The organism is Corynebacterium sp. DNF00584, from assembly GCF_001552965.1.
GTDB lineage: Bacteria > Actinomycetota > Actinomycetes > Mycobacteriales > Mycobacteriaceae > Corynebacterium > Corynebacterium phoceense.
Genome location: NZ_KQ959728.1, coordinates 194,050 through 207,108 on the forward strand (window position 1 = coordinate 194,050; position 13,059 = coordinate 207,108).

Sequence of the window (13,059 nt, forward strand, 5' to 3'; positions counted from 1 at the left end):
ATTCCCTCGTGGGTCATTTTTATCTCCGGAAGGTTAGATATCATGCGTTCCTCTTTGCGTTTGTCCACCGCCCTCGTTGCTGCGGCGAGCTGCTCTCTGCTGGCCGTTGCTCCGGCCTTGGCCGAGGACGTCACTACCGAATCAGAGACCACGGCGACGGCTCCCGCCACTACCGGTGGCGACTCAACCGAGGCTGGGGGCGACGAATCCCAAGACTCCGAGAACTCGAAGAACAGAGAGGACTCCCAGAGCGAAGGCTCGCAGGATGAGGGTTCTGAGGATGATGACTCCGACGGCGCGGATGATTCCAAGGACAACGGTGGCTCCTCTGAGGGAGATATGACTGAGGATAAGAACACGACGCCGTGGCTGCGTATCCTCGACGCGTCCTCGAAGTCGAAGGCTGCGCCGATCCTCGGCGTTATCCTGGCTGTTGTAAGCCTGCTCCTTGCGGCATACAACACGTTCGGCTCAAAAATTCCGGCGCTGCAGAACCTCATCAAGGGCATCAAGTTCTAGCCGTCTGTTCTCGTTCGTTGTGTGCCCCGCACACAGTGGCACCGTGGCCCCAACAGATGTGGGGAGTCCCCGCGGAGGGAGAGGGGTCCTTGATAGGGTGAAAGTGACTACCGCCCGAAAGGAAACCTCTCATGTATCGCTCTCGCATTGTTGCGTCTCTCGCTTCCGTCGCTGTGGCCGCGACTTTGTTCGTCGCCCCGGCCACCGCACTGGACACCTCCGTGTCCCAGAAGACGTGTAAGTTCAACCTCAACTTCTCCGAACAGGAGGAGTGGGACGCTGCGGTCGAGCAGAAGAATAACGTCAACGAGGAATCGGTCATGCCGTTCTCCGTCGACATCAAGGATGCGAAGAAGACGAAGTCGAGCTTTGACGAAAAGCTCAACGGCGCTCAGGGCCTTGTGTACCTCATGCAGGACCAGCAGGATGCTTTGGATGCGCAGACTGTCGCTGAGGATGACATTCCGCTCTACAAGGGCAACGTTGCCGTCATCAAGCAGATCCAGAAGCACGAGAAGGCGTACAAGAATGCCCTCGACGCCTGCGCGAACGGCAAACCGTACGATTCGTCCAAAGATGACAGCGTCGAGACCAAGCCGGACACCGGCAACTCCAAGGACGCAGCCAACACCTCGTCCCAGATGCCGGATGAGTTGCTCTACACCTTGTTGGGGCTCTTGGGCACGGCGGCATTCACTGGCGTTGCGTACGTTGTCTCGCACGGTGGAATCAACCTGGGCAACGTGAAGCTTCCCTTCTAAGAACCGGCTCTCGCTGAACGCATACGGACCGATTGGCTTAGCACGAGTCACTCGGTCCGTTCTTGCTTTCGCGGCAGGGAGGCTGCCGCCTGGCTACATCTCCCACTCGACGTTGGTGCGCAGCGCGGCGAGCAGTTTGCGTACGGCGTCGCGGCGGCGGGCCGTGGCGGTTTCGGGCGGGACGAGCTCCGGATCGTCGAGTCCGCATTCGGGGTCTGCTGGGGGACCGGCGTGCGTGCAACCACGCGGGCACTGCTCGGTCGCGGCGGCGAGATCCTCGAAGACGTTGATAACGGTATCCGCGTCGACGTGGGCCAGGCCGAAGGAGCGAATGCCCGGGGTATCGATGATCCAGCCGGAAGGCCCAGGCGCGCCGGGCAGACGCAGCGCGACAGACTGCGTGGAGGTGTGGCGGCCTTTGCCCACTGCGGAAACCTCGCCGGTCTCGCGGTTGGCGTCGGGAACGATGCGATTGACGAGCGTGGACTTGCCCACGCCAGAATGTCCGATGAGGGCGGTGATGTGGTTATCGATGGCGGATTCGACCGCCTCGAGGCCGTCCTCGACGCCGGCGTAGACGACGGGCACGTTAAGGTCCGCGAATTCCTCTGCGAACGGGGTGGGGTCTGTGAGGTCGGTCTTCGTGAGGCAGAGAATGGGCGAGACGTTGCCCACGAAGGCCGCGATGAGGGCGCGCTCGACGAAACCGGAGCGCGGCGGCGGGTCGGCCACGGCGGTGACGATGAGCATCTGGTCCGCGTTCGCGACGACGATGCGCTCATACGGGTCTGTGTCGTCCGCCGTGCGGCGCAGGACCGAGGTGCGCTCCGCGAGCTTTACGATGCGCGCGAGGGTGTCCTTGCGGCCCGTCGTGTCGCCCACGACGCCGACGCGGTCGCCGACCTCGACGGGCGTGCGACCGAGCTCGCGAGCGCGCATGGAGACCACCACGGGGCCGTCATCGAGGGCCACGCCCCAGCGGCCGCGATCCTTGGTGATGACCATGCCGAACTTCGCGTCCTTGTGCTTGGGGCGATCTTTCGTGCGTGGGCGCGATCCCTTGCCCGGGCGGATGTGGACGTCGGACTCGTCGTAGTCGCGGGCGGAGCGTCCGCGGGCGTTTCTACCCATGGAGCATGTCCTCCCACATGTGCTCGAATCCCGGCAGCGTCTTTGAGGTCGTCGCGATGTTGTCCACCTCGACGCCCGGCACGTGCAGCCCGAGGATCGCGCCTGCCGTCGCCATGCGGTGGTCCGCGTAGGAATGCCATTCACCGCCGTGCAGTGGCGCCGGTTCGATGGCGAGACCATCGGACAGCTCGGTCACGCGGCCGCCCAGGTTGTTGATTTCCGTCGCGAGAGCCTTGAGACGGTCCGTCTCGTGGCCGCGCAGGTGCGCGATGCCCGTGAGCCGCGACGGCGTGTTCGCGAGCGCGCATAGCGCCGCGACAGTGGGCGTGAGCTCGCCGATGTCGCCCATATCGCGCTCGATGCCGCGCAGACGCCCGCCCGCGGGGCCCGTGACAGCGAGTACGCCGTCAGACAACGCGACGTCGGCGCCCATCTCGGCGAGGATGCCGCGGAAGGCGTCGCCTGGCTGCGTCGTCGCGGACGGCCAGCCGGGGATGCGCACCGTGCCGCCGGCGACGGCCGCCGCGGCGAGGAACGGAGTGGCGTTGGAAAGATCCGGTTCGATCTCCCACGTGCGCGCGGCGATGGGGCCGGGGTGAACGGTCCAGGATGGACGCGGTTCGTCAGCGTGTTCCTCGACGGTGATGCCTGCCTCGCGGAGCATGGCGCACGTCATCTCAATGTGGGGCAGCGACGGTAGCGTGCCGCCCTCGTGGACGACCGTGATGCCTTGCGCATAGCGCGGCGCGGAGAGCAGCAGGCCGGAGACGAACTGCGAGGAGCCCGAGGCGTCCACAGTGACGGTGCCGCCTTCCGGAATGCCGTGCGAGGTTACCGTAAATGGCAGCGCGTCGCCCTCGACCTCGACGCCGAGGTCGCGCAGCGCCTGGAGAATGGTGCCCATGGGGCGCAGACGCGCTTGGGGATCACCGTCGACGGTGACGGGGGCACTGGCAAGCGCGGCCTGCGGCGGCAGGAAGCGCATGACCGTGCCGGCCAGGCCGCAGTCGATGGTGGCACCGTGGAGCGGGCCTGGGGTGAGGCGCACCTCGGGGACGCCGTCGGCGCCGGTGGCCTGCTCGACGCCCACGCCCATGGCGCGCAACGCCGCGGACATGAGGTCCGTGTCGCGCGAGACGAGCGGGGCGCGCAGGACCGAGGGGCCGTCTGCGAGCGCCGCGAGGATGAACGCGCGGTTCGTGATGGACTTCGAACCCGGCACGCGCACGGTGGCATCGAGCGGGCTGGGGGCGACTGGGGCTGTCCATAAATCTGGCATGCAGTCCATAATAGAGGGCATGTGCGGACGCTTTGTCTTATTCCAACCCGAGTCCCTTCTCGACGCCGTGGGGCAGTGGCCCGGCGTGAGCGAAGTCCACGCGCCGCAGAGCCTGCCGCCGGCGCGCTACAACATTGCGCCCACGCAGACCATCCCCATCATTCGCGTGAAGGAGACGCTCGCCGCCATCGAGCCTGCACGCTGGGGCTTGCTGCCGCACTGGAAGAAGGATGAGCAGGGCCCGCCGCTGTTCAACGCGCGGGCGGAGACCGTGGCGACCAAGCCGTCTTTCCGCGACGCGTACAAGAAGAACCGCTGCATCATCCCGCTCGACGGCTACTACGAGTGGCACACGGGCGAAGACGGAAAGAAGCAGCCGTATTACGTCACCGCACCCGAAGGTCAGCTGTGGGCGGCCGGACTCTGGGCCACCGGTCTGGATAAGCTGTCGGCGACGATGGTGACGACGGCGGCGACGGAGGAGATGGAGTGGCTCCACGGCCGCCTGCCCAAGTTCCTCCTGCCCGAGGAGATTCGCCCGTGGCTCGAGGGCGATACGAGCGAGGACTTGCTCCAGCCCAGCGGGCTACGCGGATTCCACACACGTCCGGCGGACCCGGCGGTGGGCAATGTACGCAATGACTACGCGGAGCTCATCGAGGGGCCCGCGGAGAAGAAATTGTTCTAGCGGCGGCGCTGGCGCGCCGCCGGATTCCAAGAGCGCTATTCGGCCTCGAGGTCGACGAACTGCAGGTCGAGGACTTTCGGCAGGTCTTCGGCGTTCATCTCGATGTCCAGTCCCCGCTTGCCGCCAGAGAAGAAGACCGTGTCGAAGAGCAGCGCCGTCTCATCCATGGCCGTGGGCAGCACATGCTTCTGGCCGAGCGGGGAGATGCCGCCGGGGATATACCCAGAGGATTTGGAGGCATCGGCAGGCTGGGCCATGGTGGCCTTGGAGACGCCGAAGGCGGCTGCGGCCTTTTTGAGGGAGAGCTGGTGGCTCACCGGCAGCACGCATACGGCGAGCTCGCGCTTGGGGCCTTTGCCCGCGGTGAGGTCGATGACGAGGGTTTTGAAGATGCGGTCGGGGTCGATGCCCAGCGCTTCGGCCGCGGTATCACCGAAATGATCGGTGCCGCCCTCAAACGTCGAAACGGAGTGCGCGACGCCCGCGTCTTCGAGGATTTTCAGTGCCGGGGTAGCCGCATGCGGCTTCTTTTTAGCCATAACAGTAGGGTAGAGGTTTAACAGCGTAAGTAGAAAAAGGAGGACTGCTACTTCGTGGCTACACAAGAAAAGAGCCCGAGCTTCGAGGAACAGGCCATGCCGTTGCTCGACCAGCTCTATGGCGGCGCGCTGCGCATGACGCGCAACCCGCAGGACGCGGAGGATTTGGTCCAGGAGACCTATCTCAAGGCGTATAACTCCTTTGACTCGTACACGCGGGGCACCAACCTCAAGGCGTGGATGTACCGCATTATGACGAATACGTACATCAACTCCTACCGCAAGGCGAAGCGACGTCCGCACGAGTCCTCCGCGGATGAGCTCACGGATTCGCAGCTCTACACCACGTCTGGACACGACTCGTCTGGACTGGAATCCGCTGAGGTCGAGGCCCTGCGCGGCATGCCGGATGGTGCGATTTCGGATGCGATGAATGACCTTCCGGAGGACTACCGCATGGTGGTCTACTACGCGGATGTCGTGGGGTTGGCGTACAAGGAAATCGCGGAAGTGATGGGCACTCCGCTGGGAACTGTCATGTCGCGCCTCCATCGTGGAAGAAAATTACTGCGCGGCGCGTTGAAGGACGTAGCACGCGAACAAGGCATTGGATTGCACCACCCGGATATGGAGGATAAATAATGGAACACGCACAAGGACATAACTGCGGCGCGTGTACCTCCCCGGAGGTTCAGGCTCTCTTTTGTGAGCTCCTCGATGAGAACACGAGCCGGGCCCGCACCCTGGAAATCCGTGAGCACATCGCGCAGTGCCAGGAATGCTCTGAGCGCCTCGCGGCCGAGGAGATCGTGCGTGCCATGGTCCGCAAGTGTTGCGGCGGCGCCCAAGCCCCTGAGCAATTACGCCAGAAGATCACCATTGAGATCTCCCGCACGGAGGTCCGGTGGACTCAGTAACGTTCGCCGCACTCTCTGCGGCGTTGGCATTGCTTGCCGATGCCACCCGTGCCCCTGCCATGTCCTCCTACATGCGGGGGCGCTTCGCCTTCTTGGGCATTCCGCGCCCGGCGCTGCGCGCGGCCGCGAAGCCGGTATTCACAGAACTGCGCGCTCAATCTGGCGTGGACTGGGACTTCGTGGACGCCTGCTGGGACGCGGACGAGCGCGAGTATCAGTACGTCGCGTTGGATTACCTCGTGGCGGTCCGCGGGCGCTTGTCCGCTGCTGACGTGCCGCGTCTGCGCGCGTTGGCACAGTCCAAGGCCTGGTGGGATTCCATCGACGTGCTCGACAAAGTAGCGGGGGACATCGCGCTGCGTGATCCTTCCGTCAATGACGTGCTGCGGGCCTGGGCGCGCGATGAGGACTTCTGGCTGCGGCGCATTGCCATCGACCACCAGCGTGGCCGAAAGACGCACACGGACACCGAGCTGCTCGCTGAGATCATCGAAGCCAACTTCGGTTCGAGCGAGTTCTTCATCAATAAGGCGATTGGCTGGGCCTTGCGCGATTACTCGAAGACGAATCCCGACTGGGTGGGTGCTTTCGTCGACGCGCACCGCGCCGAGATGGCGCCGCTGTCCGTGCGTGAGGCGTCAAAGTATCTCTAGGTGTGAGGAGGAAATCGCCTCAGTCACATGGCTTGACATACAGCAAGGGCCCGACCAAAAGGTCGGGCCCTTGTTTTACATGCTGTGCTTATGCGCTAGGACGCTTGCCGTGGTTTGCACTCTTCTTACGGCGGTCCTTACGCTTACGACCACGCTTAGACATGGGCGGCCTCCTTGTTTAATTTGGTGAGCGGATAATTACTTACCCACAGACTTTAGTGTTTGGACCTGCCGGTGGGGAAATCGCGGCGGGTTAAGAGATTTTAGACGGTGACGCGAGCGCGGCCACGGCCGCGGTTACGGCGGCGCTTGAGAGCGCGGCGCTCCTCCTCAGACATGCCGCCCCAGACGCCGGCATCCTGGCCGGACTCGAGCGCCCACTTGAGGCACTGGGAAGCAACCGGGCAACGGTTGCAGACCAGCTTGGCCTTTGCGATTTGGGTAAGGGCAGGGCCGGAGTTACCGACCGGGAAGAACAGCTCGGGGTCTTCGTCGCGGCAAACAGCTTCGTGGCGCCAATCCATGATTGAAATCTCCTAACAAATTTTGACAGCGGTGTGATGAAGGTGCGAGACGCGGACGCGCCAACGAACCTCGGGTTGTAGTGGATAAGGTGCGAATGGCCGGTCTGCGAGCAGTGGGGCCTGCAAGCCGCGGAGAAATCCGAGGCCCAGGCCGCGTCGACGCCGCCATGGCAACATTCGCGGTGAAGACTAACTTCCTCTCGGAGGTTAATCTGCAGTTAAGGGGCGGTTAACCGTTCCCTGTTTTGCGGTACTTGAAGATAATCGCACGAAAACTCAGGCTTGGCTAGGGTCAGGGGGTAAATTGTGGTAAACGTCACTGGATTTACCCCCTAAGCATTTGTTGGCAAAAGCATATTTGGGCCGAATTAGGCTGACCTAAAATCGTGTGACCTTGGGTTTTTGTCGTGGTGGGGTGAGTGGGATGAGTGCTCTGAGGTCAAATCTGTCATTTAACCGTTGCCCCCGTTGCGTCCTAGGTTGAGGATGTGATGTGCGTTTGGGATAGGTAAACGGTGGCTTGCGTATGAATTACATTCGTTCCAGCTGGGCAAACTCGTGGACGCGTACACGAAACGAGGAAAGTGGAGACGCGTTCATACATGCGTGGGTGTGTCGGTGCGTGCGGGCGCAGGTGCGCAGGCGCGCGACCAGTGAGACAAGGACTGTTGGTCGGTGGGCGGCGCACGCCGTTGCGGTGGCTAAGATAGTCCGCGTGAATGAGAAGAAGCGTCCCGTCCCAAGCCCTGCCGCGCCGGAAAAAGAACGTGCGCCGCAACCTGTGCTCATCGGCGCCGGCATCGCCGTGGTGCAGGCCATCGCCGTGATCATCTTTGGCATTGTGCTCATCATCCGTGACGTCACGGGTGCGAAGAATGAGTCGATGGTCTCCGATGCCGCGGCCAGCGGCTGGGTCGGCACCGGAACGGCGATATTCTTGTTCATCGTATTCGGCTTCGTTATCTTCGGCGCCGTGGCCATGGTGAAGGGTAAGCGCTGGGGGCGCGGCGCGATTGTGCTCGTACAATTCATCCTCGCGGCGAGCTCGTTCCAGATGATGAGTGGCGGTGCCATTGCGCTGGGCGTGCTCGTGCTTCTCTCGGCCGCGGTGGCGCTGTGGTTGCTCATGCTCGTGCCTGCCTCGACGCAGTGGGCGGCTTCGCACTACTAAAGCGCGTCTCGCATTACTAGAGCGCTCCGAGGTCTCTATTGAGAGCTACGCGCTGAGCAGAATCCACAATTCCCCACCAGGATGAACTGCTCCCCATAATCCGGACTGAGAAATCAGAAACCAGATTGTGGGGAGTTTTCTGTATGTAGGAGAGTTAAGAGGCGGTGAGGACGACGGTCTGTGCGCCGCGGGACTCGACGATGGTGGTGCCGGCCATGGCGAGGTAGACAGGGCCGGAGTAGCCGCCGCGGTCGACGGGGATGGTGCGTTCGGTCTCGCCGGTGGCCCAATCGACGACGGCGATGCCCTTGTCGGTGGGCATGAGCATGCGCTCGCCCACGGCGACGGGCGTGCCGATGGCGTCCTCGAAGACGCGGTCGACCTTGAGCTCCGTTGGCGTAAACAGATACAGGCGAGTGCCGTCGAACCAGGTCATGTGGTGCGGAAGATCCGCAGTGGCCGGGGCGAAGGGCGTGGTGCCTTCAGTCACTGCGGGGGATTCGGCTACGGTGCGGGTGGCGGTTTCCGTGCCGGTTTTATCGAAGGAGCGCAGGGCGGGCGTGGGGCCAGGCACGTAGGCGGTGGCGGCTTCCTGGCCGATGGCGACGAGACGCGCGCCGTCCTCGGGTAGCTGCACGTTGGTGGTGACCTCCGGCTTGCGGGAGTCTTCCGGGGTGCCCTTCATCAGGCGCATCCAGGTGCCAGACTCGTTGGGGCAGGACTCGGTGAGTGCCACGTTTTCGGTGCGCGTGAGCGCGGAGCTGATCGTGCAGTCCGCGTTGGGCTGCATGTCGGGCTCTTGGGGTGCCTCCACGTCGCCGTATTCGACGGTGCGCACAAGATCCGAGCGCCAGAGGTCAATGCGATCTGTGGACACGGTGCCGATGCGGTCATTGGACGTCACGGAGACGACGTCTTCGGAGTTGATGGCGCTGCGCGTGTTGGCGTACTGACCGGTAGCGGCATCGATGGAGACAACGTCGCCGCAGCCCACACCGGTGCGGTAGGTGACGACGACCTTGTTCCAGGCGGTGCCGAGCGAGCAGATGTCGTCGTTCTTGCGCGAGTAGGACCACGCCTCAGAGCCATCCTGATTGGTGGCATGGACCGTGCGCGCGTCGTTGGTGATGACGAGCCCGGCGGTGACGAGCGGCTTGTGCTCGCCGGGGACACCGGCGTTATCGAGCGTGTAGGCTTCCGCGAGCTTATTGGGGGCCTCGGCGAGGACCTGGACCTCCACGTCGCCAGGGGTGTTTTCCGTGGTGAGCGCGGCGCTGCGGATATCAGACGTGAAATACGCGCCGCCCACCGCGAGAGCGCACACGGCCGTGATGACGCCGGTGGCGATCCAGTCCTTGCGGCTGGCGGACAGGATGGGGGTGCGGCTCATCGGCGGCGGCTCCTCGAGCTTCGAGAACGGGTAGTGCGGGTGCGCGTGCGTGAGCCGGAGCGGCGAGCGCAGTCGCGGGCGGAACCGCGGCCGCCGTCACGCTGAGAGCGGCTACGCGGTGCCCCGATAACCTTAGTGGCAGGGCCGACGGTCTCAGAAACGTCCTCGGGGATAGCGAGGGCCTCGGCGAGCTCGGGGGAGGTGCTAAACCACTGCGGCGGGGTAGGCAGACCCAGATCGAATTCGTCGTTGATGATCTGCCACTTGGGTAGCTCGTCGTAGCCCACGAGGGTCACGGCCGTGCCGGAGTGACCCGCGCGGCCGGTGCGGCCGATGCGGTGGATAAAGGTCATCGGGTCATCCGGGACCTGGTAGTTGAAGACGTGTGTGACGTCGTCGATGTCGATGCCGCGGGCGGCGACGTCCGTGGCGACGAGAATGTCGACCTCGCCGTCGCGGAAGGCCTGGAGGGAGCGCTCGCGGGCCTTCTGGTCGAGGTCGCCGTGGACGGCGCCGACGGTAAAGCCGCGCTGGGCGAGATCGTGGGAGACCTCCGCGGCGGTGCGCTTGGTGCGGGTGAAGATGATGGTCTTGCCGCGGCCCTCGGCCTGGAGGGCCTTGGCGAGGACGGCACCTTTGTCCATCTTGTGGGCCTGGAAGGTGACCTTCTTAATCTGCTCGTGCGTGAAGGATTCCTCGGCACCCTCGGCGCGGATGTGCACCGGCTTGGTGAGGAACGTGCGCGCAAGCGTCACAATGGGCCCGGGCATGGTCGCGGAGAAGAGCATGGTCTGGTGCGGATTGCCGTGGAGCGCCTCGAGCAGCTTTTCGATATCCGGCAGGAAGCCGAGATCGAGCATCTCATCTGCCTCGTCGAGCACCAAGATGGCCACGTGGTCGAGGTGTAGCGCCTTCTGAGAGTGCAGGTCGAGCAGGCGGCCCGGGGTGCCCACGACGACGTCGACTCCGGATTTGAGCAGTTCCTTCTGAGCCTCGTACGGGCGGCCGCCGTAGATGGTGGCGACGGTGATAGGCAGGTGCCGAGCGGCCTGTGTGAGGTCCTCGCCCACTTGGACGGCGAGCTCGCGCGTGGGCACGACGACGAGCGCCCGCGGAGTGCCGTCAAGTTCCTCGATGTCCGCGTCGTCGAAGACGCGGTCGAGGAGTGGGACGCCGAAACCCAACGTCTTGCCCATGCCGGTGCGGGCTTGACCGATGAGATCGTGTCCGCTGAGCGCGATCGGCAACGTGAGCTCCTGGATGGCAAACGTGTGCGTGATTCCGCGGCTGGCCAGGGCATCGACGATCTCTGCGGCGACACCGAGCTCCGCGAACGTGGGCGTGGTGGAGGCTTGAGGCTGCTTTTCAGACACACCTCGATAGTAGCGGGTGGGGCTATAGTGGGGCCATCAAACCTCATGATGAACATATAAGGAGAATTGGTATGGATATCCGCATTGGATTCGCTGACACCGCACGCGAGCTCGTGATTCGCTCCGAGGGTACGCAGGAAGAGCTGAGCCAGCAGATTAACGGTGCGCTCGCGGATAACTCCGTGCTGGAGCTCGCGGACGACAAGGGCCGCAAGTACATCATCCGCACCGATCGCGTCGTCTACGCGGAGATCGGCGTGACGAAGCCGACCACCGTCGGTTTTGCGGGCGCATAAGCCCGTCTAAAGTATGTGTTCATGACGAACACACACCGGCCGCAGGCACGTGAGGCGCGCGGTACCCATCCCATCGTGCGCTTCGCCCAGGACTACGGCTGGTGGCGCGTAGTGGCCATCCCCGTGATGGCCATTATTACTGTCTGGGTCCTCGTGGACGTGTTCCGTCCCGACGCGGAGCCCACGGCGTCCATCGCCGAGGGGACCTACGCGCCGGCGACTGAGGGGGCATCGGAAAGCCCAGCCGAGGGCCCAGACCCCGCGCACGCCGCGGCGGTCCAGCAGGCCAAGGACGAGCTGCCTGCCGGCGGCGCGTTTACGGAAACAGGGAAGAAGACCTACCACCAGGTAGGAACGCCGGGCCTGGAATTCGGCGAGGGCACGGAGCGCACGGTGCGCTACGCCATCGAGGTCGAAGACGGTATCGACTCTGCGCCTTACGGCGGGGATGACGCGTTTGCTGCGATGGTCGACGCCACCCTGTCTGACCCGCGCTCGTGGTCGAATGACAAGGCGTTCAAGTTCATCCACGTCGCCGCGGATGATAATCCGGACACGATCATCCGTCTCACCTCGCTCACCACGACCGCGGAGCTGTGCGGCGCGCAGCTGGAGACCGAGACCTCGTGCCACACGACGATCACGGGGCCGTCGACCGTCATTATCAACGAGGCTCGCTGGGTCCGCGGTGCCCTGCCTTACGAGGGCGACCTGGGCAATTACCGCCAGTACCTCATCAACCATGAGTTCGGCCACGCCATCGGATACGCGGCCCACCAGCCCTGCGGTGCGGATGGGGCACTCGCGCCGATCATGATGCAGCAGACCATCAGCCTGAAGAACTCGGATCTCTTCGCTAAGGAACCGGGTGAGGTCTACCCGGACAACCCGGATACCTGCCATCCCAACCCGTGGCCGTACCCCAATCCGTCCAACCTCGACGTCCACGCCCCCGCGTAAAACTTCAGTCTCAACTTCTAAGGATTCCCGCATGGCTCAGCCCGATGACCTCGTTCTCTATGCTTTCCGCGCGCCTGTGAAGGACGCCGCGCGCCCAGAGCACATGGGCTATGCCTGGGATAACGGCTGGCGCTACGGCGATGTTGTCTACTCACAGGCCGGGCCCTATGCTAGCTGGTCCGCGAAGGTCCGTGAGCGTCTCGCCGTGGCTGGCGCCCGCGTGGCCCGGCCTGTGCTCGCCACGAATGGCCGCCACACGGTGGGTGGCTGGAAGGCCACGAAATTCGTCGAGGGCCAGCTCGCGCGCCGCGTGGACGAGACCGCGCAGCTGGGACTGCGCGTCGAGGAGGCCCTCGCCACGGCGATGGTGCAGTTCAGCGGGCTCATTCTGCCGGCCCAGCGCGACGATGTTTTCGCGCGCGCCGAGCTCGCCGCGTGGGAGGAGACTGGTGAGGCCTACTCCGCCACCGAGGCCGAGCTTGCCGATGCCCCCGTGCTCGGCGTCGGCCACGCCGACCTGCTCGCCACGACCATCTTCGCTGGCGCCAATCCGCCCACCATCGTCGACATCGTGCCCACCGCGGCGCCGCGCCCGCGGGGCTATACGACGGCGCTCGTGTGCGTGGACGGGCTCATCAACGACGCGGTGGATCCGGGCATTTGCGATCGCTTCGCGTATATCGCGGGCTTCGACCATCTCCTCCTGCGTGCGGCGGCCTACCGTCGGCACGTTAATAACCTGCACCCCGCCGCGAGCGCGAACACGCGTGCGAAGATCTCGGAGGTGGAGGATCTTTTCGTGTCGCGGGTGAGTGGCACACTGGCTTAAGTTCAGATTGTCAGCCGCCACGCGGAGCG

The 13,059-nt window shown here is 64.2% G+C and carries 17 protein-coding genes; 10 read left to right on the forward strand and 7 right to left on the reverse strand.

Annotation, left to right across the window (positions count from 1 at the left end; all coding sequences use genetic code 11):
- Positions 1-42 precede the first annotated feature (42 nt).
- Both HMPREF0307_RS01300 and HMPREF0307_RS01305 read left to right on the forward strand, forming a co-directional pair.
- Positions 43-519: a hypothetical protein gene (locus tag HMPREF0307_RS01300; RefSeq protein WP_066485444.1), complete on the forward strand. Its 477-nt coding sequence runs from the start codon at positions 43-45 to the stop codon at positions 517-519.
- Between the two features lie 131 nt (positions 520-650).
- Positions 651-1,280 carry a hypothetical protein gene (locus tag HMPREF0307_RS01305; RefSeq protein ID WP_066485448.1) on the forward strand — a complete coding sequence of 210 codons (630 nt, stop codon included), beginning with the start codon at positions 651-653 and terminating at the stop codon, positions 1,278-1,280.
- 93 nt (positions 1,281-1,373) lie between these two features.
- Here the strand turns inward: HMPREF0307_RS01305 and rsgA are convergent, their stop codons facing one another.
- Together rsgA and aroA are read right to left on the reverse strand one after the other, a co-directional pair.
- Positions 1,374-2,411: a ribosome small subunit-dependent GTPase A gene (gene rsgA / locus HMPREF0307_RS01310; protein WP_066485452.1), complete on the reverse strand. Its 1,038-nt coding sequence runs from the start codon at positions 2,409-2,411 to the stop codon at positions 1,374-1,376.
- Complete coding sequence (aroA, locus tag HMPREF0307_RS01315) at positions 2,404-3,711, reverse strand: 3-phosphoshikimate 1-carboxyvinyltransferase (RefSeq protein ID WP_066485455.1); 1,308 nt, start codon at positions 3,709-3,711, stop codon at positions 2,404-2,406. The genes rsgA and aroA overlap by 8 nt, the downstream gene beginning before the upstream one ends.
- Here aroA and HMPREF0307_RS01320 point away from each other — a divergent pair.
- A complete protein-coding gene (locus HMPREF0307_RS01320; protein ID WP_066485458.1) occupies positions 3,710-4,378 on the forward strand; it encodes an SOS response-associated peptidase in 669 nt (222 codons plus the stop codon). The two genes, aroA and HMPREF0307_RS01320, sit on opposite strands and share 2 nt — an antisense overlap.
- A gap of 35 nt (positions 4,379-4,413) precedes the next feature.
- On the opposite strand, the gene ybaK is transcribed toward HMPREF0307_RS01320, so the two are convergent.
- Positions 4,414-4,917: a Cys-tRNA(Pro) deacylase gene (gene ybaK, locus HMPREF0307_RS01325; RefSeq protein ID WP_066485461.1), complete on the reverse strand. Its 504-nt coding sequence runs from the start codon at positions 4,915-4,917 to the stop codon at positions 4,414-4,416.
- A 54-nt stretch (positions 4,918-4,971) separates the two neighbouring features.
- On the opposite strand from ybaK, the gene HMPREF0307_RS01330 reads away from it, so the two are divergent.
- Genes HMPREF0307_RS01330 through HMPREF0307_RS01340 form a run of 3 tightly spaced genes read left to right on the forward strand, consistent with a single transcriptional unit; the run spans position 4,972 to position 6,487 of the window.
- Complete coding sequence (locus HMPREF0307_RS01330; protein ID WP_077210037.1) at positions 4,972-5,559, forward strand: sigma-70 family RNA polymerase sigma factor; 588 nt, start codon at positions 4,972-4,974, stop codon at positions 5,557-5,559.
- Complete coding sequence (gene rsrA / locus HMPREF0307_RS01335) at positions 5,559-5,834, forward strand: mycothiol system anti-sigma-R factor (protein ID WP_066485470.1); 276 nt, start codon at positions 5,559-5,561, stop codon at positions 5,832-5,834. Before HMPREF0307_RS01330 ends, rsrA begins: the two co-directional genes overlap by 1 nt.
- Positions 5,822-6,487, forward strand: a complete 666-nt coding sequence (locus tag HMPREF0307_RS01340) for a DNA alkylation repair protein (protein WP_068801499.1) — start codon at positions 5,822-5,824, stop codon at positions 6,485-6,487. The genes rsrA and HMPREF0307_RS01340 overlap by 13 nt, the downstream gene beginning before the upstream one ends.
- Before the next feature lie 88 nt (positions 6,488-6,575).
- On the opposite strand, the gene HMPREF0307_RS13515 is transcribed toward HMPREF0307_RS01340, so the two are convergent.
- Together HMPREF0307_RS13515 and HMPREF0307_RS01345 are read right to left on the reverse strand one after the other, a co-directional pair.
- A complete protein-coding gene (locus HMPREF0307_RS13515; RefSeq protein WP_096030696.1) occupies positions 6,576-6,650 on the reverse strand; it encodes a 50S ribosomal protein bL37 in 75 nt (24 codons plus the stop codon).
- A 100-nt stretch (positions 6,651-6,750) separates the two neighbouring features.
- Positions 6,751-7,011 carry a WhiB family transcriptional regulator gene (locus HMPREF0307_RS01345; protein WP_066485471.1) on the reverse strand — a complete coding sequence of 87 codons (261 nt, stop codon included), beginning with the start codon at positions 7,009-7,011 and terminating at the stop codon, positions 6,751-6,753.
- Positions 7,012-7,726: 715 nt separating this feature from the next.
- Here HMPREF0307_RS01345 and HMPREF0307_RS01350 point away from each other — a divergent pair.
- Complete coding sequence (locus HMPREF0307_RS01350) at positions 7,727-8,182, forward strand: YbjO family protein (RefSeq protein WP_066485472.1); 456 nt, start codon at positions 7,727-7,729, stop codon at positions 8,180-8,182.
- 154 nt (positions 8,183-8,336) lie between these two features.
- Here HMPREF0307_RS01350 and HMPREF0307_RS01355 read toward each other — a convergent pair whose 3' ends face one another.
- Together HMPREF0307_RS01355 and HMPREF0307_RS01360 are read right to left on the reverse strand one after the other, a co-directional pair.
- Positions 8,337-9,572 carry an Rv3212 family protein gene (locus HMPREF0307_RS01355; RefSeq protein WP_066485473.1) on the reverse strand — a complete coding sequence of 412 codons (1,236 nt, stop codon included), beginning with the start codon at positions 9,570-9,572 and terminating at the stop codon, positions 8,337-8,339.
- Positions 9,569-10,945: a DEAD/DEAH box helicase gene (locus HMPREF0307_RS01360; RefSeq protein ID WP_066485483.1), complete on the reverse strand. Its 1,377-nt coding sequence runs from the start codon at positions 10,943-10,945 to the stop codon at positions 9,569-9,571. Before HMPREF0307_RS01360 ends, HMPREF0307_RS01355 begins: the two co-directional genes overlap by 4 nt.
- A 71-nt stretch (positions 10,946-11,016) precedes the next feature.
- On the opposite strand from HMPREF0307_RS01360, the gene HMPREF0307_RS01365 reads away from it, so the two are divergent.
- Genes HMPREF0307_RS01365 through HMPREF0307_RS01375 form a run of 3 tightly spaced genes read left to right on the forward strand, consistent with a single transcriptional unit; the run spans position 11,017 to position 13,030 of the window.
- Positions 11,017-11,241 carry a DUF3107 domain-containing protein gene (locus HMPREF0307_RS01365; protein WP_066485487.1) on the forward strand — a complete coding sequence of 75 codons (225 nt, stop codon included), beginning with the start codon at positions 11,017-11,019 and terminating at the stop codon, positions 11,239-11,241.
- A 21-nt stretch (positions 11,242-11,262) separates the two neighbouring features.
- The gene (locus tag HMPREF0307_RS01370) at positions 11,263-12,201 is read left to right on the forward strand and encodes a DUF3152 domain-containing protein (protein ID WP_066485489.1); all 939 of its coding nucleotides are present in this window, start codon (positions 11,263-11,265) and stop codon (positions 12,199-12,201) included.
- Positions 12,202-12,232: 31 nt separating this feature from the next.
- The gene (locus HMPREF0307_RS01375; protein WP_066485491.1) at positions 12,233-13,030 is read left to right on the forward strand and encodes a hypothetical protein; all 798 of its coding nucleotides are present in this window, start codon (positions 12,233-12,235) and stop codon (positions 13,028-13,030) included.
- The last annotated feature ends 29 nt before the right edge of the window (positions 13,031-13,059 follow it).

Excerpts from the sequence above, each read along its gene's own strand:
- HMPREF0307_RS01355 (WP_066485473.1), bottom strand. The coding sequence starts at position 9,572 with ATGAGCCGCACCCCCATCCTGTCCGCCAGCCGCAAGGACTGGATCGCC.
- HMPREF0307_RS01345 (WP_066485471.1), bottom strand. The coding sequence starts at position 7,011 with ATGGATTGGCGCCACGAAGCTGTTTGCCGCGACGAAGACCCCGAGCTG.
- ybaK (WP_066485461.1), bottom strand. The coding sequence starts at position 4,917 with ATGGCTAAAAAGAAGCCGCATGCGGCTACCCCGGCACTGAAAATCCTC.
- rsgA (WP_066485452.1), bottom strand. The coding sequence starts at position 2,411 with ATGGGTAGAAACGCCCGCGGACGCTCCGCCCGCGACTACGACGAGTCC.
- HMPREF0307_RS01320 (WP_066485458.1), top strand. The coding sequence starts at position 3,710 with ATGTGCGGACGCTTTGTCTTATTCCAACCCGAGTCCCTTCTCGACGCC.
- HMPREF0307_RS01300 (WP_066485444.1), top strand. The coding sequence starts at position 43 with ATGCGTTCCTCTTTGCGTTTGTCCACCGCCCTCGTTGCTGCGGCGAGC.
- aroA (WP_066485455.1), bottom strand. The coding sequence starts at position 3,711 with ATGCCCTCTATTATGGACTGCATGCCAGATTTATGGACAGCCCCAGTC.
- HMPREF0307_RS01370 (WP_066485489.1), top strand. The coding sequence starts at position 11,263 with ATGACGAACACACACCGGCCGCAGGCACGTGAGGCGCGCGGTACCCAT.
- HMPREF0307_RS01365 (WP_066485487.1), top strand. The coding sequence starts at position 11,017 with ATGGATATCCGCATTGGATTCGCTGACACCGCACGCGAGCTCGTGATT.
- HMPREF0307_RS01305 (WP_066485448.1), top strand. The coding sequence starts at position 651 with ATGTATCGCTCTCGCATTGTTGCGTCTCTCGCTTCCGTCGCTGTGGCC.
- rsrA (WP_066485470.1), top strand. The coding sequence starts at position 5,559 with ATGGAACACGCACAAGGACATAACTGCGGCGCGTGTACCTCCCCGGAG.
- HMPREF0307_RS01375 (WP_066485491.1), top strand. The coding sequence starts at position 12,233 with ATGGCTCAGCCCGATGACCTCGTTCTCTATGCTTTCCGCGCGCCTGTG.